18 protein-coding genes are annotated in these 15,257 nt (G+C 66.1%); 12 read left to right on the top strand and 6 right to left on the bottom strand.

Translation table 11 applies throughout. The features are described from left to right. Positions 1 to 11 precede the first annotated feature (11 nt). Positions 12 to 611, bottom strand: coding sequence for a hypothetical protein (locus RCF13_RS18850; protein WP_134969124.1), 600 nt, complete (start codon positions 609 to 611; stop codon positions 12 to 14). A gap of 230 nt (positions 612 to 841) precedes the next feature. Here RCF13_RS18850 and RCF13_RS18845 point away from each other — a divergent pair, with 230 nt between their 5' ends. Together RCF13_RS18845 and RCF13_RS18840 are read left to right on the top strand one after the other, a co-directional pair. After that, positions 842 to 1,015 carry a hypothetical protein gene (locus tag RCF13_RS18845; protein WP_269217113.1) on the top strand — a complete coding sequence of 58 codons (174 nt, stop codon included), beginning with the start codon at positions 842 to 844 and terminating at the stop codon, positions 1,013 to 1,015. A gap of 172 nt (positions 1,016 to 1,187) precedes the next feature. After that, on the top strand, positions 1,188 to 1,490 hold the full coding sequence (locus RCF13_RS18840) for an addiction module antidote protein (RefSeq protein WP_005420598.1): 303 nt from the start codon (positions 1,188 to 1,190) through the stop codon (positions 1,488 to 1,490). Positions 1,491 to 1,664: 174 nt separating this feature from the next. Here RCF13_RS18840 and RCF13_RS18835 read toward each other — a convergent pair whose 3' ends face one another. Further along, positions 1,665 to 2,066, bottom strand: a complete 402-nt coding sequence (locus tag RCF13_RS18835; RefSeq protein ID WP_164229725.1) for a hypothetical protein — start codon at positions 2,064 to 2,066, stop codon at positions 1,665 to 1,667. Between the two features lie 582 nt (positions 2,067 to 2,648). Between RCF13_RS18835 and RCF13_RS18830 the strand changes: the two genes are divergently transcribed. Beyond that, positions 2,649 to 3,419, top strand: coding sequence for a DUF3011 domain-containing protein (locus tag RCF13_RS18830; RefSeq protein ID WP_134969508.1), 771 nt, complete (start codon positions 2,649 to 2,651; stop codon positions 3,417 to 3,419). A 55-nt stretch (positions 3,420 to 3,474) separates the two neighbouring features. Here RCF13_RS18830 and RCF13_RS18825 read toward each other — a convergent pair whose 3' ends face one another. Next, complete coding sequence (locus tag RCF13_RS18825) at positions 3,475 to 3,924, bottom strand: hypothetical protein (RefSeq protein ID WP_049412576.1); 450 nt, start codon at positions 3,922 to 3,924, stop codon at positions 3,475 to 3,477. Positions 3,925 to 4,199: 275 nt separating this feature from the next. Here RCF13_RS18825 and rocF point away from each other — a divergent pair, with 275 nt between their 5' ends. The 3 genes from rocF (at position 4,200) to RCF13_RS18810 (ending at position 5,845) form a co-directional block, all read left to right on the top strand. Then, positions 4,200 to 5,120: an arginase gene (rocF, locus tag RCF13_RS18820; RefSeq protein WP_005420594.1), complete on the top strand. Its 921-nt coding sequence runs from the start codon at positions 4,200 to 4,202 to the stop codon at positions 5,118 to 5,120. Positions 5,121 to 5,282: 162 nt separating this feature from the next. Next, on the top strand, positions 5,283 to 5,420 hold the full coding sequence (locus tag RCF13_RS18815) for an entericidin A/B family lipoprotein (RefSeq protein WP_005407710.1): 138 nt from the start codon (positions 5,283 to 5,285) through the stop codon (positions 5,418 to 5,420). 203 nt (positions 5,421 to 5,623) lie between these two features. Further along, on the top strand, positions 5,624 to 5,845 hold the full coding sequence (locus RCF13_RS18810) for a CsbD family protein (RefSeq protein WP_004153772.1): 222 nt from the start codon (positions 5,624 to 5,626) through the stop codon (positions 5,843 to 5,845). A gap of 73 nt (positions 5,846 to 5,918) precedes the next feature. Here the strand turns inward: RCF13_RS18810 and RCF13_RS18805 are convergent, their stop codons facing one another. Further along, on the bottom strand, positions 5,919 to 6,716 hold the full coding sequence (locus RCF13_RS18805) for a hypothetical protein (protein ID WP_134969265.1): 798 nt from the start codon (positions 6,714 to 6,716) through the stop codon (positions 5,919 to 5,921). Between the two features lie 108 nt (positions 6,717 to 6,824). Here RCF13_RS18805 and RCF13_RS18800 point away from each other — a divergent pair, with 108 nt between their 5' ends. The 4 genes from RCF13_RS18800 to RCF13_RS18785 all read left to right on the top strand — a co-directional run bounded on the left by RCF13_RS18800 (position 6,825) and on the right by RCF13_RS18785 (position 11,469). Next, a complete protein-coding gene (locus RCF13_RS18800) occupies positions 6,825 to 8,120 on the top strand; it encodes a tryptophan--tRNA ligase (RefSeq protein ID WP_065196031.1) in 1,296 nt (431 codons plus the stop codon). 206 nt (positions 8,121 to 8,326) lie between these two features. After that, positions 8,327 to 8,623 (top strand): hypothetical protein, encoded by a 297-nt coding sequence (locus RCF13_RS18795; protein ID WP_134969267.1) that lies wholly within the window; start codon positions 8,327 to 8,329, stop codon positions 8,621 to 8,623. Positions 8,624 to 8,778: 155 nt separating this feature from the next. Beyond that, on the top strand, positions 8,779 to 9,711 hold the full coding sequence (locus RCF13_RS18790; protein WP_134969266.1) for an MBL fold metallo-hydrolase: 933 nt from the start codon (positions 8,779 to 8,781) through the stop codon (positions 9,709 to 9,711). A 105-nt stretch (positions 9,712 to 9,816) separates the two neighbouring features. Beyond that, positions 9,817 to 11,469, top strand: coding sequence for a M28 family metallopeptidase (locus tag RCF13_RS18785; RefSeq protein WP_308141451.1), 1,653 nt, complete (start codon positions 9,817 to 9,819; stop codon positions 11,467 to 11,469). A 62-nt stretch (positions 11,470 to 11,531) separates the two neighbouring features. Here RCF13_RS18785 and RCF13_RS18780 read toward each other — a convergent pair whose 3' ends face one another. Both RCF13_RS18780 and RCF13_RS18775 read right to left on the bottom strand, forming a co-directional pair. After that, positions 11,532 to 11,867: a hypothetical protein gene (locus RCF13_RS18780; protein ID WP_231352479.1), complete on the bottom strand. Its 336-nt coding sequence runs from the start codon at positions 11,865 to 11,867 to the stop codon at positions 11,532 to 11,534. A 31-nt stretch (positions 11,868 to 11,898) separates the two neighbouring features. Then, positions 11,899 to 13,233: an MFS transporter gene (locus RCF13_RS18775; RefSeq protein WP_005420583.1), complete on the bottom strand. Its 1,335-nt coding sequence runs from the start codon at positions 13,231 to 13,233 to the stop codon at positions 11,899 to 11,901. A 223-nt stretch (positions 13,234 to 13,456) separates the two neighbouring features. Between RCF13_RS18775 and yedA the strand changes: the two genes are divergently transcribed. Both yedA and rarD read left to right on the top strand, forming a co-directional pair. Then, positions 13,457 to 14,362 carry a drug/metabolite exporter YedA gene (gene yedA, locus RCF13_RS18770; RefSeq protein ID WP_061478769.1) on the top strand — a complete coding sequence of 302 codons (906 nt, stop codon included), beginning with the start codon at positions 13,457 to 13,459 and terminating at the stop codon, positions 14,360 to 14,362. Further along, positions 14,359 to 15,255, top strand: a complete 897-nt coding sequence (gene rarD, locus RCF13_RS18765; protein WP_134969088.1) for an EamA family transporter RarD — start codon at positions 14,359 to 14,361, stop codon at positions 15,253 to 15,255. The genes yedA and rarD overlap by 4 nt, the downstream gene beginning before the upstream one ends. The last annotated feature ends 2 nt before the right edge of the window (positions 15,256 to 15,257 follow it).

Genomic DNA, 15,257 nt, shown 5'->3' with positions numbered 1-15,257 from the left:
AATGACAGGGATCAGCGCTGACTGATTGATACGTAGGTCAGCGTTTTGTGGTCAAGGGAGAGCCCGAGTACTACCTTGGCACTGTTCACCTGAGCAGACCAGTAAGGGCGGGAATCAGGCGCATCCGGATGGGGTGGATACATGGCGGATTCCTCCCAGATGATTTCCCCGAGCGCGATGCTCGGTGGGGCAACCTCAAAGACCAAGGTCGCGTGCGTAGGATCGTCGGCAGGACTTCTCAGCGTGATGTTCTTGATCTCAAGTCCGCCCAGCATGCCGCGTTCTGCGGTCCGCTCGTCCCTCAAGCCTTGTCGAGTCGGTTCTCCCAAGTGTGTGTGGAGCTGTTCATTCAATGCGTCGACATCATCAAAACGCACCTTGGTCAAACGCTCGATATCGTTCTTGAACCGCTCCATACCAGTTTCACTCCCTGATTCGACGGGCTGTTTCTGATTCAGATGATCGGATGGGCGTGGCGGCGCGGCGATTGAACATGCTGCCAGCACAAGCGCCGGAACAGCGATCGCGAGGCGACGACGCACTGCTATCCAGAGGTGGCGCCGAATTCCACGTTTTGATGAAGAAGCGAGTTTCTCGACCCATGCATCCATGAAAGCGTCTCTCGCGCCAACGTCACGCTCTTGAATCTAGCACAGCGTTTTGTGAGTACGGATCGGGTTTCCGTGAAAAATGAGCTACTGAAAACGCACCCGGTTCCACTTTCCTGTTTGAAAAACGCGGCGTCAGCTGCGAGGGAGGAACATCAGACGGAAGGCCGAGCACACCTCCATGCGCGCAATCCGATAGTTGAAAGACCGTAGCCAGTAGGCTACAGTCCTCCATGAAGATCCAGCGTACCCGTCAGTTCGCGACATGGATTGACGCTCTCAAGGACGTAACCGCACGCGCTCGCATCCTGGCCCTTATCGGTCGGCTCGCTGAAGGCCATCCCGGTGATCACCGCTATCTGGCGGATGGCGTTTCAGAATTGCGTATCGATGCAGGACCGGGTTAACGCGTGTACTACACCCAGCGCGGCAGGCAGTGGGTGATTCTTCTGGTTGGAGGCGACAAGGGTTCGCAGCGGCGCGATATAGAGACGGCCAAGGAGATTGCGCGTTCCCTGTGAGCATCGAACTGGCTGTAGGCGAAACGACTCAATACCGAAGTACCGGAGCTGTCCCATCATGGCCATCAAGAGAAAAGTCGAACTCAAATCATTTGATGTGGCCGAGCATCTTCGGACACCGGAGGAGATGGCGGCTTATCTCGACGCCTGCATCGAAGAAAGCGAGGGCGATTCTGCCTTCATCGCCAAGGCGCTTGGCGATATCGCTCGCGCTCAGGGCATGAGCAAGGTTGCGCGTGCGGCGGGCCTGTCGCGCGAGAGTCTGTATCGCGCACTCTCCGGCGAGCGCAGCCCTGATTTCGCGACCATCCTGAAGGTGACCCGGGCCCTGGGTGTGCGATTGCACGCCAGCGCAGCATAAGCACATGCGCCGATCATGATGCGTCGGCGCGGCGCCGGTCGCAAAGGCGATGGAACGAAAATGAAGAAACCGCCATTCGCTGGTTCTTTCGTCCCAACCCGGTGAGTCAACTCACTGTATGGCGCGGGCAGATCCTTCGATCAATGCCGCACACACACTGCGACCGCAGCAGCCTCAGCTACGCACCTGCAACGCCACATACTCCGCCAGCCCCCGGCAGGCCAGCATCAGCCCCTCGCGCGTGCCGTCGCCGATGTCGTCTTTCTCTTCCCCGTCCACGCGCACGCGCTCGGCGGCGTGGTACAGCTCCAGCAGTGACACCAGGCCCACTGCGGCGCGATCCCGGCGCGCGGCGGCCACGGCCTGGCCGGGTGTGCTGGCGGGCCCCGGCCACGGCTGTCCATCGGCGGCGTCACCGGCCTGGATGCGCTGCAGGCAGCCGGGCAGGTTGATCGGCGCGGGCGCTTCGTTCGCGGCGGCGAAAGCGGCTTCCAACGGCTGGGCCAGTTCAGGTGGCAGGCGCAGAGCCGCCTCGCCGAGGGTGGCGGTCAGGTACGGGTGAGGGGTTCTGGACATGCGGGCATCCTCGTCAGGAACAGAGGTGCCGCCACGGTAGGGTGGCGGGCGATGCGTGGCTTCCAAGACCGGGTCAACGAATCGGCGGGCACGAGGCCCCCACGCACCGCCCGCCGTCGATCGGCTAACGGATTGCCAGCCGGCGCCGCCCCTGAAAGGACGACGCCGGCTGGCAAGCGTATACATCGTTGACAACACGGGCTTGGAAGTCCCGACCACCTTTGCAGGTGGCGATTCATCATGCGCACGTGAAATCCCCGCCTGCCAGTCGTTTGTTTCGATGGCATCGGGAGATCTGAAAGGAAAAATGAATTATCGCGTTTGGCCCGTTTCGGGCATCGCAATGCCAGAAGCGACAGATTGCGCAGTGGCGCCATCAGCGAGAAATCTGCCCGAACCATCGCTGCCGCATGCCCTGAGCTGGCCCACGAAGTAAAGGTGACTTAACAGCCCGGGCAAGGCTCCACAGCTACCATAGCAAACACAAACGCCCGAATGCGCTGCCGGCTTTTTGATTCTCCTCACAGACCATTTGCAGACCTCCGACACATACTGGGGACACATGCCCTTCGGGACCCACCCATGCGTCGCCACGCCCTGCCGCTCACCGTCGCACTGTTGGTCACAACCTTCGCAGCCCCGGCCATGGCCGCCGTGCCGTTCTTCAACGCCAGCTGCCCGGGCGGCATCGATGTTCACGCGGACGATGGCGGGCCGGTCTACGTGCAGGGCCGCGAGACGGCGCTGAAGCGCTTCAACGACCGCTATTTCGAAGCACGTGATGCCAACAGCGGCATCACCCTGTCGATCAGCCGCAACGATGACGGCGCGCCGCAGGTCAGCTACACCGGCCGTGGCGGCGCCAATGGCATCTGCCAAGTCAGCGCCAGCGGCACGCCTGCGCCCGCCGCAAACAGCGCACGCCCTCGCGACGCTGCCGCCGGAGATGCCGCAATACCGCGCGAAGTCACCTGCGAATCCACCGACCAGCAGCTGGTCTCGTGCGATCTGAACACCCGTGGCAACGTGGAAATCGTGCGCCAGCTCAGCCGTACCCGCTGCGAGGAGGGCAAGAACTGGGGCCTGTCGCGGCACTCGGTGTGGGTCAATGGCGGCTGCCGCGCGGTGTTCCGCAATGTGTCCTCGGTGACCACCCCGGCGCCGGCAGGCGATACCGCGTTGGGCGCCTGCAACATGCGCAAGGGCGCGCAGGGCACGCTGGTGACCCAGATGCCGGTGGGCAGCGATTACCAGGAACTGATCATCGATTATCCCGATGGCCGCTTCCTGTGCATGATGCGCAACAACGGTCAGGTGCAGAGCCTGACGCCGGTTCGCCGCCGCGGCGGTTGAGGCGCGGCGGCGGCGTGTCTAAGTGGGCAGCGCGGTGCGCGTTGCCCCGGTCCCGCTACTGCTGGTTCACCGGGTCATTTCCCTTCTTGTAGGAGTACCCGGTGACATCCCAGCCGCCGCCATGGCCGGAAGAGGGTTCCACCCAGGTGAATTCCCACGTCTGGATGGAACCGTCGGGAAGCAGGTTTTCCACCCGGTAGATCTCACCGGGAATGCCCTGGTCTGGCAGTTTTCCAGGTATCGATTCATCCGAGCGTGCAGACGCGCGGCCTACGGAGACTGCCTGTCGTTCCACCTGTACGTTGCCGTAGCCCTGGGGAGCGAACGACGGCTTTACCCGCTGCGCCACCCAGTCGAGTACCTGGCGTGCGCCTGCCGTCTGCATGGGATACGCGTCGGTGGTCACCGTATGCGTGATGCGTTGCGAGGGTGCACTGGCAGCGGCGGGAAACAGTCCGCCCAGGGCAATTGCCAGTACCGCAAGTCCATTGAGTGCATGTTTCATGCGCGTGGTGCTCCATGATTGAAGAAGTGATGCGGCACCTTCAGGGTGCCGACGCAGCCTGGACACAACAACAGCCTTGCGTAAGAGGCGAAACCGACCGGGATGTGAAGCGGGTCGCGGAAGATTGAATGTCTGACGATCCAGCGCTGGAAAGCCTGACCGGTAAGGGCCACCCGTTCCTGGCGATCTTACCCTCGGCCTGCTGCACCGCCGCGAGTGGTGTCACACAGCTCTGGCTAGACTGTGCTTCTTTTTCCGCACCGCAGGAGGCACCCATGGCCCATCCCATCTCCGTATCCCTGATTGGCGTTCCCACCGATGTCGGTGCGGGCCATCGCGGTGCGCGGCTGGGGCCGGAAGCGCTGCGCGTGGCGGGCCTGCCGGAGGCGCTGGAGGCCCGCGGCGTGGACGTGCGCGACGTGGGCAACCTGGATGGCCCGCGCAACCCGTGGACCGCGCCGGTGGAGGGCTACCGCCACCTGGATGAGGTGGTGGCCTGGAACCGCGCACTGATGGAAGCCAGCTACGCCGAGCTGCAGGCCGGGCGCATGCCGATCATGCTCGGTGGCGACCATTGCCTGGGCATCGGTTCGATCACCGCCGTCGCGCGCTGGTGCCGCGAGCAGGGGAAGAATCTGCGCGTGCTGTGGCTGGACGCGCATTCGGACTTCAACACCAGCGATGTCACGCCGTCGGGCAACATCCACGGCATGCCGGTGGCCTGCCTGTGCGGCCTCGGCCCGGACGCGCTGACCCGTCTGGGCGGCAGCGCACCGGCGATCACCCCGGCGCAGATGCACCAGATCGGCATCCGTTCGGTGGACCCGGAAGAGAAGCGCCTGATCAAGACCCACAAGGTGGATGTCTATGACATGCGCTACATCGACGAGAACGGCATGAAGCGTGCCGTGGAAGCGGCGCTGGCCGGCATCGATGAGAACACCCACCTGCATGTCAGCTTCGATGTCGACTTCCTCGACCCCAGCATCGCGCCGGGCGTCGGCACCACGGTGCCGGGTGGGGTGAACTATCGGGAGGCGCAGCTGGTGATGGAAATGATCGCCGACACCGGGCGCATGGGTTCGCTGGACATCGTCGAGCTCAACCCCTTGCTGGACAAGCAGAATGCCACCGCCGAACTGGCCGTGGACCTGGTCGAGAGCCTGTTCGGCAAGTCCACCCTGATGCGCGACTGACCGCCCCCGCTGAACGGATCGCCGAACCGTTCACGCCCGCTCCACGCCCCTGCCGCCAGATTGCACTTCACGCGGCGGCAGTGGGCATTGGTGCCCTCCCGCCGAGCGAAAGAATCCCATCCGCGAATGAAGCGGTATAGCGGCGAACCCAAGGAGAAGCCCATGAAGCGCGTAGTTGCCCTGATGCTGTTGTCGATGTTCTCGGTGGCCCTGCTGGCCGGTTGCAACACCGTGGCCGGTGCCGGCAAGGACGTGCAGAAGGCCGGTGAAAAGGTTGAGGATGCCGCCAAGGGCCGTTGAGCCTGAAGTGGAACGGAAAGCCAAAAGGCCGGGGATATCCCCGGCCTTTTTTATGCGCGTCTTCCACACCGTTGGCGTGCAGGGGTAGTGAACCATTCAAGCAGGTGAGCGTGCATTTCATTGCCGGTTGACCGGTACTCAACAGCGACTGCGCGAAGCTGGAGCCACGGTAAGAACGCCGTTGCAACCAAGGACTCCCAGCAATGAACAAAGACATCATTTCCGGCAAGTGGTCGCAGCTGAAGGGCAAGGCCCAGGCCAAGTGGGGCGATCTGACCAACGACGATTTCGATGTGGCCGAAGGCAATGCCGAATACCTGGCCGGCCGCCTGCAGGAACGTTATGGCTGGGCCAAGGACCGCGCGGAGAAGGAAGTGCGTGAGTTCCAGGACGCGGTGAGCAAGGACTACCCGGACTACAAGTAAGCGTTTCGGTTTCCCCCACAACACGACGCCCGCACCGTGAGGTAGCGGGCGTCGTGTTGTCTGCGCGGGACGATCAGCGGGCCGGCGGGTCCGGCACGTAGCGGTTGGGGAAGGCCTGCGGTTCGCGCGGCAGGCGCGAGGGCGCATCGACCAGGATGCCGCGCGCACGCAGGTTGCGGGCGCTGTCGTAGCGCAGCTGCAGAACCTGCGCCGGGCTGCGGCTGGCCCGTTCGAAGTCGGTATCGCGCACCGAAGAGTGTTCACGTGCGCCGTGGCCGGTGCCCAGCGCTGGCGCCTGTGACTTGCTGGCATAGCCCTCGATGCGGCTGGCACTGGCGTCGGCGGCAGCCTCGGCTTGCGCGGTCGGTGCCGGCAGCGGCACGCCACGTCGCAGGATCGGCTGCGGGTACCAGCGACGCGCCTCCTCGAACACCGCCACCCCGACCACGATGTTGTCCGGGCGGCCGGTGCGGCTGGCATAGCTGCCGCTGGGGCTGCTGAACACGAACTGCGCCACTTCGTCCTGGCTCTTGCGCCAGCCGGTGATGTCGGCGCGCTGGCCGGGGTTGAGCACGTAGCCGGTCTGCGAGGGATCGGCATCCTCGCCGGAGATGGCGTTGACGCCATCCACCGACAGCACCACCAGCACCCGGCGCGGGCTGTCGTTGTACAGGCGCACGGCGTAGCGGTGGCCGCGCTCGCCGGCCACCCAGCGCTGGCCCTCGGCGGAGTAGCTGCGCAGTTCGGTACCGCGGTCGCGGTCGACCAGGGCCATGCGTACGGGGCCGCCGTCGTACACCGGTGGCGGCATGGGCGCCGGGCGGAAGCCGGCCAGGGGCAGGATCAGCAGCAGGGGCAGCAGGCGCTTCATCGGGCGTCTCCAGCGGGGTTGGGTGAATGAACGCGCCGCGGGCCCTGACGGGGTTGGTGGCGTGCAAGGTAAACTGGCCCCGTTCATCGAAGGTTACCCCACGCAGTCATGACGACCCGAGTCCTTACCGGCATCACCCCCTCCGGCACGCCCCACCTGGGCAACTACGTTGGCGCCATCCGTCCGGCCATCGCGGCCAGCCGCGCGCCGGGGATCGAGAGCTTCTTCTTCCTGGCCGACCTGCACAGCCTGATCAAGTCGCAGGACCCGCAGCGCACCCAGCGCGCGACCCTGGAGATCGCGGCCAGCTGGCTGGCCTGTGGCCTGGACCCGGAACACGTGTGGTTCTACCGCCAGAGCGACATCCGCGAGACCACCGAGCTGATGTGGTTCCTGACCGCCATCGCCAGCAAGGGCATCCTCAACCGCGCGCACGCCTACAAGGCGGCGGTGGACAAGAACCGCGAGGAAGGCGTGGACGAGGACGCAGGCGTCAGCGCCGGCCTGTTCATGTACCCGGTGCTGATGGCGGCCGACATCCTGATCTTCAAGGCCAACCAGGTACCGGTGGGCCGTGACCAGATCCAGCACATCGAGATGGCGCGCGATTTCGCCCAGCGCTTCAACCACGTGTACGGCAAGGAGTATTTCCCGCTGCCGGACGTGGTGATCGACGAGCAGGTGGCGACGCTGGCGGGCCTGGATGGCCGCAAGATGAGCAAGAGCTACCACAACACCATCCCGCTGTTCGTGCCGCGCGAGGAGCTGAAGAAGCTGGTGTTCTCGATCCTGACTGACTCGCGCGCGCCGGGCGAGCCGAAGGACACGGAGGGCTCGGCGCTGTTCCAGATGTACCAGGCCTTCGCGACCCCGGAGCAGACCGCGGAATTCGCCAGGGCCTTTGCCGCCGGCATCAGCTGGGGCGACGCCAAGCAGCAGCTGTTCGAGCGCATCGACAGCGAGCTGTCGCCGCTGCGCGAGCGCTACAACGCGCTGATGGCCGAGCCGGAGAAGATCGAAGCGCTGCTCAAGCGCCGTGGCCAGCAGCTGCGCGAGCAGTTGGCGGCACCGCTGCTGGACGAGCTGCGCTATGCGGTGGGCCTGCGTGACCTGTCCAGTGCCGGTGACATCGCCAGCGAAGATGCCGGCGTGGCCCGCGTGGCGCCGCCGCAGTTCAAGCAGTACCGGGAAAAGGATGGCCGGTTCTACTTCAAGCTGACCGCTGGTGACGGCACGCTGCTGATCCAGAGCGAAGGCTTCGATTCGCCACGTGATGCGGGCCAGCTGATCGCGGTGATCAAGCAGGCCGAGCAGGGCGACCAGCTGCAGAGCGAGCTGTTCAAGCTGGACGCCGAGGTGGACGCGGTACTGGCCGCCCTGGCCGCGCTGCGCGAAGCGGCCTGATCGCCGGGCCTGCCCCTGCCCTTTGTAGAGTCGAGCCATGCTCGACTCGGCTCCGCTTCTGTAGAGCCGAGCCCATGCTCGGCTGTGTAGCAAAGCAGCCGAGCATAGGCTCGGCTCTACAGGGAAGCCCCCCGCCGGCACGACCGTGGCACAGCACCCATGGCATGATGTCCGCGCGCCTCTGGCGCGATGACATGGAGTCTGCGATGGCCTGGTTGTCGCTGCTGCTGTTCCTGCCCTGGTTCCTGCTGCTGGGCAGCCTGTACTGGCTGTTTCCGCGCCAGCCGCGCAGCGCGCGGCGGCGCCTGTTCGATGGCACCACCCTGGTCGTGGCGTTCGCGCTGAGCATCGTGTCGATGCTGTGGGGCTACCGCATTGGCGTGGTGCAGCCCGGCGCCGGCCCGATCTGGCCGCAGGTGCTGGCGGTGCTGTATGCCTATGGCGCGTTCCTGGCGGTGCTGGTGCTGGCGTTGCTGCTGCGGCCGCGATGGCTGGACCGGTAGAGCCGAGCCTATGCTCGGCTGATGCCTGACAGAATGGCAGCCGAGCGTGGGCTCGGCTCTACAGAAGAGCGCCCTCCGACCAAAGCCGCATCGAACCCGGGCCGCATGCGCGCCTACCATGGGCGTCTGTTTCCGAGACTGCCAGGTGCGTGCCGATGACCGCCGACCCCAGCATCCACACCATCGATACCGGTTTCCAGCGCCCGGACTTCGACGCGGCCTACCTGATCGTTGAAAACGGCCGCGCGGCCTTCGTCGACTGCGGCACCGGCCTGTCTGTGCCGGCGATGCTGCAGGCGCTGGCGGACGCTGGCCTGGGCGTGGACGCGGTGGACTGGCTGCTGCTCACGCACGTGCACCTGGACCACGCCGGTGGTGCAGGCCTGCTGATGCAGCAGTTGCCGAATGCGAAGGCGGTGCTGCATCCGCGCGGTGCGCCGCACATGATCGACCCGACCCGGCTGATTGCGGGTGCGACGGCGGTGTACGGCGCCGAAGAGATCGCGCGCAGCTACGGCCGCATCGAGCCGATTCCCGAACACCGCGTGGTGGTTGCCGAAGACGGCCACCGCATCGATCTCGCTGGCCGCGAGCTGGTGCTGCTGCACACGCCGGGCCACGCACTGCACCATTATTGCGTGTGGGATGCGCGCAGCCGCAGCTGGTTCACTGGCGATACGTTCGGCATCTCCTACCGCGAGCTGGACAGCGCGCAGGGTGCTTTCATCTTCCCGACTTCCTCGCCGGTGCAGTTCGACCCGGAGGCAATGAAGGCCTCGATCCAGCGCATGCTGGGCTATGGCCCGCAGGCGATGTACCTGACCCACTACGGTCGCGTGGAGCAGGTGCAGAAACTGGCCAACGACCTGTTCGAGCAGATCGATGCGATGGCCGCGATCGGCCGCCAGTGCGATGGCCGGCCGGACCGTCACCGCTGCCTGCTGGCCGCACTGCAGGCGCTGTCCCTGGAACGTGCACAGCTGCATGGTTGTGCGCTGGACGATGCGGCAGTGACCGCCGTGCTGGCGATGGACATCGAACTCAACGCGCAGGGCCTGGCCTGCTGGCTGGACCGCATCAGCAGGTAGACCCACGCCCTGCGTGGATGACGTGGGCCCAGGCTGCGCCGTGATGTCACGACCACGTTACACTCTGGTGACTTCCAAGCTAGCCGTGGTACTGCCGTGAATCCGATGCGCGTGTTGCTGCTGTCGTCCTGCCTGTTCGTCGGGGGCCTGGCCCATGCGGCCAACGACCTGCCGGGTGGCGGCATCGATCCGCAGGCACTGTCGCGGCATGTGCGCGTGCTGGCGTCGGATGAGTTCGAGGGCCGCGCACCGGCCACCGAGGGCGAAGAGCGCACGGTGCAGTACCTGATCGAGCAGTTCCGCAGCTATGGCCTGCAGCCGGGCGGCGTAGACGGCAGCTGGGTGCAGCCGGTGCCGCTGGTGCGCGCGCAGCTGGAGGGTGAGGCCAAGGCCAGCCTGTCGCTGAAGCAGGGCAAGCGTGCGCTGGCCAATGGCGTGGACGTGACCCTGCAGAGCCTGCAGCCGCGCAAGCGCGTGCAGATCAAGGATGCACCGTTGGTGTTCGTCGGCTACGGCATCGACGCACCGGAACGCCACTGGAACGACTACAAGGACGTGGACCTGCACGGCAAGATTGCCGTGGTGCTGATCAACGACGCCGATTTCGAAGCCGATGCGCCGGGCGCGTTCGACGGCAAGGCGGTGACCTACTACGGCCGCTGGACCTACAAGTTCGAGGAAGCCGCACGCCGTGGCGCCGAGGGCGTGCTGATCGTGCACGAGACCGCGCCGGCCGCCTATGGCTGGGCCACGGTGAAGAGCTCGGGTACCTCGCCGCTGTTCGACATCGAACGCAGCCAGGCCGAGGCGATGGCGCAGCACACGCCGCTGCGCGGCTGGATGCAGCGCGAGCTGGCCGAAGCGATCTTCGCCGACGCCGGCCTCGACTTCGATGCGGAGAAGCGCAAGGCGATGCGTGCCGACTTCCGCCCGGTGGCGCTGGACAACGCCAAGCTGAGCGTGGACTTCGCGCTCAAGCGCGAACAGGTGGTGACCCGCAACGTGGTGGCCAAGCTGCCCGGTGGCGAGCATGCCGACGAGGCGGTGATCTTCTCCGCGCACTGGGATGCGTTCGGTATCGGCCAGCCCGACGCCAAGGGCGACCGCATCCGCCGTGGTGCGATCGACAATGCCACCGGCGTGGCCACGGTGCTGGAACTGGGCCGTGTGTTCGCCGCTGGCCCGCAGCCACAGCGCACGCTGTACTTCGTGGCACTGACCGCCGAAGAGAAGGGCCTGCTGGGCGCCAGCTACTACGCCGCCCATCCGCTGGCGCCGCTGGACAAGACCGCTGCGGTGCTGAACATCGAGATGTTCAGTCCGGATGGCCCGACCCGCGACATCGCCTCGTGGGGCAAGGGCCGGGTGTCGCTGGAAGGCGACCTGGAGCGCGTGGCCAAGGCCCGTGGCCGCAGCTACAGCCCGGACCCGAACCTGGAAGCCGGCTTCTTCTACCGCGCCGACCACTTCGCCTTTGCCCGCCTGGGCGTGCCGGCGATCACCATCGGCCCGGGCCTGGACAAGCTGGACGGTGGCGTTGAAGCCGACCGCGCGCTGCGCGAAAAGTACTTTGCCGACTGCTATCACCAGGCCTGCGATGCCTGGACGCCGAGCTGGGACCCGAGCGGCCACGCTGCCGACACCCTGCTGGTCTACGACCTGGGCGCCGAGCTGGCCAACAGCCGCCGCTGGCCGACGTGGGAAAAGGAATCGGAGTTCCGCGGCGCGCGCGACAAGAGCGAAGCGGCCCGCCGTTGAGTAATGCCGGCCAGCGGCCGGCACTACCGAAAGAAGGTGGCTTTGCCGGCCAGCGGCCGGCACTACCCGCGCCGTCGCAGCAGCTTCCACGCGCCCCAGCCGCCGGCGGCGAGCGCGGCCAGATAGCACGCCGCCATCGTGCGCAGGCCGACCAGCGGCCCCGCGTTGACGCCGCGATGCAGCCGCAGGTGCAGCGAGCTGTGGCCGCTGCCCAGGTCCATCGCCAGCTGCAGCGCCAGCGCGGCGCAGAACACCAGCAGGGCGACCCCGAACCCCGTGCGCGGCCACGTGGCCTGCGCGTTGGGGCGGCGCAGCACCCAGGCCAATGCCGTGACTGCGGCCAGCGTCACCGCGATCCACATCAGCGCGGTGGCGGGAGACGTAGCGGCCACCGGCATTGCACCAGTGGCCGCGATCAGGGCAACGCGCTTACTTGCGGGTGCCGTCGAGCCAGTTCGGGCCCTTGTTGGTAAGGAAGAACACATAGACCACCAACGATACCGCGATCGTGGCGGTCACGTAGATGGCGAACCAGTCGACATGGCCGGTCTTCAGCGCGCCCTGGTACAGCAGCGGGGCGGTGCCACCGAACAGCGAGTTGGCCAGCGCGTAACCCAGGCCCACGCCCAGTGCACGCACGTGGGTGGGGAACAGCTCGGCCTTCACCACCGCGTTGATCGAGGTGTAGCCGGTGAGGATGACGAAGGCCAGCGCCAGGGTCAGGAAGGCCAGGGTGGCGTCATGCTGGTGCGGCAGCTGGGTGATCAGGTACCAGCTGTACAGCACGCCGCCGACGCCGAAGAACACCAGCAGGGTCTTGCGGCCGATGATGTCCGACAGCCAGCCGCCGACCGGTTGCAGCACCATCAGGAAGGCCAGCACGCCCAGGTTGATCAGGGTGCCGGTCATCGGGTCGTTGCCGGCGAAGGCGCTCTGGATCATCTTCGGGCCGTTCACCGAGTAGGTGTAGAAGGCCACGGTGCCGCCAGCGGTGATCAGGAAGCACAGCAGCAGCGGCCGCCACTGGTGCACGAACAACTCGTACATCGAACCGGACTTCTTTGCCTTGCCCTCGCGCGCGGCCTCGATGGACGACTCCGACAGCGATTCGTCCATGCCCCGGCGCAGCCAGAACACCACCACCGCGGCGATGCCACCGATACCGAAGGCGATGCGCCAGCCCCACTCGGAGATCTCCGGCTTGCCCCAGAAGGTCAGCATCAGCAGCAGGGTCAGCTGGGCCAGCACGTGGCCGCCGACCAGGGTGACGTAGTGGAACGAGGACAGGAAGCCGCGACGGCCCGGAATGGCGGCCTCGGACATGTAAGTGGCGCTGGCACCATACTCGCCGCCAGTGGCGAAGCCCTGCAGCAGGCGCGCGAACAACAGGATCACGGCGGCCCAGATGCCGATGCTGGCGGCGGTGGGGGTGATGGCGATGAGGAACGAGCACAGCGCCATCAACGTGACCGAGACGGTCAGCGCCAGGCGGCGGCCGTGGCGGTCGGCGAAGCGGCCGAAGAACCAGGCGCCGATCGGGCGCATCAGGAAGGTCGCCGCGAAGATCGCCCACACGTACAGGGTGGAGTTCTTGTCGTCCGGCGAGAAGAACTGCGATTCGAAGTACACGGCGAACACCGAGTACACGTAGACGTCATACCACTCCACCAGGTTGCCGGCGGAGCCTTTGAGGGTGTTGGAGATCGACCGCCGCAAGGCGGCACGGTCGTTCGCGGGGACAACAGGTTGGGACGTGGTGCTCATCTGGGTGGAAATCCTCGATGCGGCGCGTCCGTGCGCAGGGAAAACGGCGTCCGGTCTTGGGGCGGCGCGGCCGGGCAGCCTTCTTGGTACTGCATCGGCCGTCAACACGGGGTAGCAGACCAGAGCAGGGTGCATGGATGGATGACAGCGTGCCACCGTATGGGGTCCCGGACCATACTCAAAACGTCCTAGAATCCGCCTTCCCCCGGCTCCCTGGTGTGTCATGTCGGCTCCCCCCTCTTCGTCTGCGGCTGCCCCCCGGGGTGGCCTTGTCGCGCTGGCACTGCTGCTGGTCTACGTGGTCTGGGGCTCGACCTATCTGGGCATCGCCAAGGCCCTGCACGGCGGCGCACTGCCGCTGACGATGGTCTCCGGCAGCCGCTTCATCATTGCCGGCGGCCTGATGTTCCTGGCCTTGCGCCTGTTCTGGAAGCTGCCGAACCCGACGCTGCGGCAGTGGCGCAACCTGGTCATCATGGGCGTGACCATGCTGGTGCTGGGCAACGGCATGGTGGTGCTGGCCGAGCGCGAAGTGTCCTCGGGCCTGGCCGCCACGGCGGTGGCCTCGGTGCCGCTGTGGATGGCGCTGTTCTCGGCGCTGCGCGGGCAACATGCCAGCCGTGGTGAGTGGCTGGGCATCGCCATCGGCTTCCTCGGCGTGGTCTGGCTCAACGCCGGCAGCAGCCTGACCGGCTCGCCGACCGGGCTGGTGCTGCTGCTGATCGCGCCGATCGGCTGGGCGTTCGGTTCTGTGTGGGCACGCGGCCTGGACCTGCCGGGTCCGTTCATGACCGCGGCCGGGCAGATGATCTGCGGCGGCGTGCTGCTGGTGCTGATCGGCCTGGCGGTGGGCGAGCGCCCGACCACGCTGCCCGATACCGGTGGCCTGCTGGCAATGGCCTATCTGTGCGTGTTCGGCTCCATCGTCGCGTTCACTGCCTACGTGTGGCTGCTGCAGAACGTGCGCCCGGCGCTCGCGGGCAGCTACGCGTATGTCAATCCGGTGATCGCGGTGCTGCTGGGCGCGCTGCTCAACGGTGAGCGCTTCGGTTGGCGCGACCTGCTGGCCATGGCGGTGATTCTTCTGGGTGTGGTGGTGCTGACAATGGCAAGGACGAGAAGGAAGTGAGCATGGACGAGAAGGAACAACGCCGGGGCCTGCTGGTCACCGCATCCACCTTCGTGATCTGGGGCCTGGTGCCGGTCTACTGGCACCTGCTCAACGAGGTGCCCTCGTTCCAGATCATCGCCCACCGCATCATCTGGAGCACCGTGCTGGTGCTGGGCTGGCTGTTGATCAGCGCACGCCTGGGCTGGTGGCGGAAGATCGCCGCGCAGCCGCGCGCGCTGCCGATCCTGCTGGTGTCGAGCCTGACCATCGCGTTCAACTGGGGCCTGTACATCTGGGCGGTCAACGCCGGTCATGTCATCGAGACCAGCCTGGGCTACTTCATCAACCCGCTGGTGAACGTGCTGCTGGGCGTGCTGGTGCTGAAGGAACGGCTGCGCCGGCTGCAGTGGGTAGCGGTGGCAATGGCGGCGGTGGGCGTGGCCTGGCTGACCATCGATGCAGGTACGCCACCGTGGATCGCGCTGGGCCTGGCCTGTTCGTTCGGCCTGTATGGCCTGCTGCGCAAGCTGGTCTCGGTCGACCCGGTGGCCGGCCTCGGCGTGGAGAGCATGTACCTGTTCCTGCCGGCGCTGGCGTTTGCGATCTGGGCCGAGAACGGCCACGGCGGTGCGTTCTTCCATGGTTGGGGGTGGCGCAACGACCTGCTGCTGATCTTCGGCGGCGCGGTCACCGCCGTACCGCTGATCGGCTTCGCCTATGGCGTGAAGCGCATTCCGCTGTCGCTGGTCGGCATCCTGCAGTACATCGCGCCAAGCCTGCAGCTGCTGCTGGGTGTGTTCTTCTTCCATGAGACATTCGACACTGCCAAGGCGATCGGGTTTGCAGCGATCTGGGCTGGCCTGGTGCTGTTCGTCGGCGACAACATCCGCACGATGCGCGCCAAGCGCTAGCG

Source organism: Stenotrophomonas maltophilia group sp. RNC7 (genome assembly GCF_030910085.1).
GTDB lineage: Bacteria > Pseudomonadota > Gammaproteobacteria > Xanthomonadales > Xanthomonadaceae > Stenotrophomonas > Stenotrophomonas sepilia.
This window is presented reverse-complemented; position numbering and strand designations above follow the sequence as displayed.

Coding starts and splice junctions, on each gene's coding strand:
- RCF13_RS18850 (WP_134969124.1), bottom strand. CDS start 611: ATGGATGCATGGGTCGAGAAACTCGCTTCTTCATCAAAACGTGGAATT.
- RCF13_RS18845 (WP_269217113.1), top strand. CDS start 842: ATGAAGATCCAGCGTACCCGTCAGTTCGCGACATGGATTGACGCTCTC.
- RCF13_RS18840 (WP_005420598.1), top strand. CDS start 1,188: ATGGCCATCAAGAGAAAAGTCGAACTCAAATCATTTGATGTGGCCGAG.
- RCF13_RS18835 (WP_164229725.1), bottom strand. CDS start 2,066: ATGTCCAGAACCCCTCACCCGTACCTGACCGCCACCCTCGGCGAGGCG.
- RCF13_RS18830 (WP_134969508.1), top strand. CDS start 2,649: ATGCGTCGCCACGCCCTGCCGCTCACCGTCGCACTGTTGGTCACAACC.
- RCF13_RS18825 (WP_049412576.1), bottom strand. CDS start 3,924: ATGAAACATGCACTCAATGGACTTGCGGTACTGGCAATTGCCCTGGGC.
- rocF (WP_005420594.1), top strand. CDS start 4,200: ATGGCCCATCCCATCTCCGTATCCCTGATTGGCGTTCCCACCGATGTC.
- RCF13_RS18815 (WP_005407710.1), top strand. CDS start 5,283: ATGAAGCGCGTAGTTGCCCTGATGCTGTTGTCGATGTTCTCGGTGGCC.
- RCF13_RS18810 (WP_004153772.1), top strand. CDS start 5,624: ATGAACAAAGACATCATTTCCGGCAAGTGGTCGCAGCTGAAGGGCAAG.
- RCF13_RS18805 (WP_134969265.1), bottom strand. CDS start 6,716: ATGAAGCGCCTGCTGCCCCTGCTGCTGATCCTGCCCCTGGCCGGCTTC.
- RCF13_RS18800 (WP_065196031.1), top strand. CDS start 6,825: ATGACGACCCGAGTCCTTACCGGCATCACCCCCTCCGGCACGCCCCAC.
- RCF13_RS18795 (WP_134969267.1), top strand. CDS start 8,327: ATGGCCTGGTTGTCGCTGCTGCTGTTCCTGCCCTGGTTCCTGCTGCTG.
- RCF13_RS18790 (WP_134969266.1), top strand. CDS start 8,779: ATGACCGCCGACCCCAGCATCCACACCATCGATACCGGTTTCCAGCGC.
- RCF13_RS18785 (WP_308141451.1), top strand. CDS start 9,817: ATGCGCGTGTTGCTGCTGTCGTCCTGCCTGTTCGTCGGGGGCCTGGCC.
- RCF13_RS18780 (WP_231352479.1), bottom strand. CDS start 11,867: ATGCCGGTGGCCGCTACGTCTCCCGCCACCGCGCTGATGTGGATCGCG.
- RCF13_RS18775 (WP_005420583.1), bottom strand. CDS start 13,233: ATGAGCACCACGTCCCAACCTGTTGTCCCCGCGAACGACCGTGCCGCC.
- yedA (WP_061478769.1), top strand. CDS start 13,457: ATGTCGGCTCCCCCCTCTTCGTCTGCGGCTGCCCCCCGGGGTGGCCTT.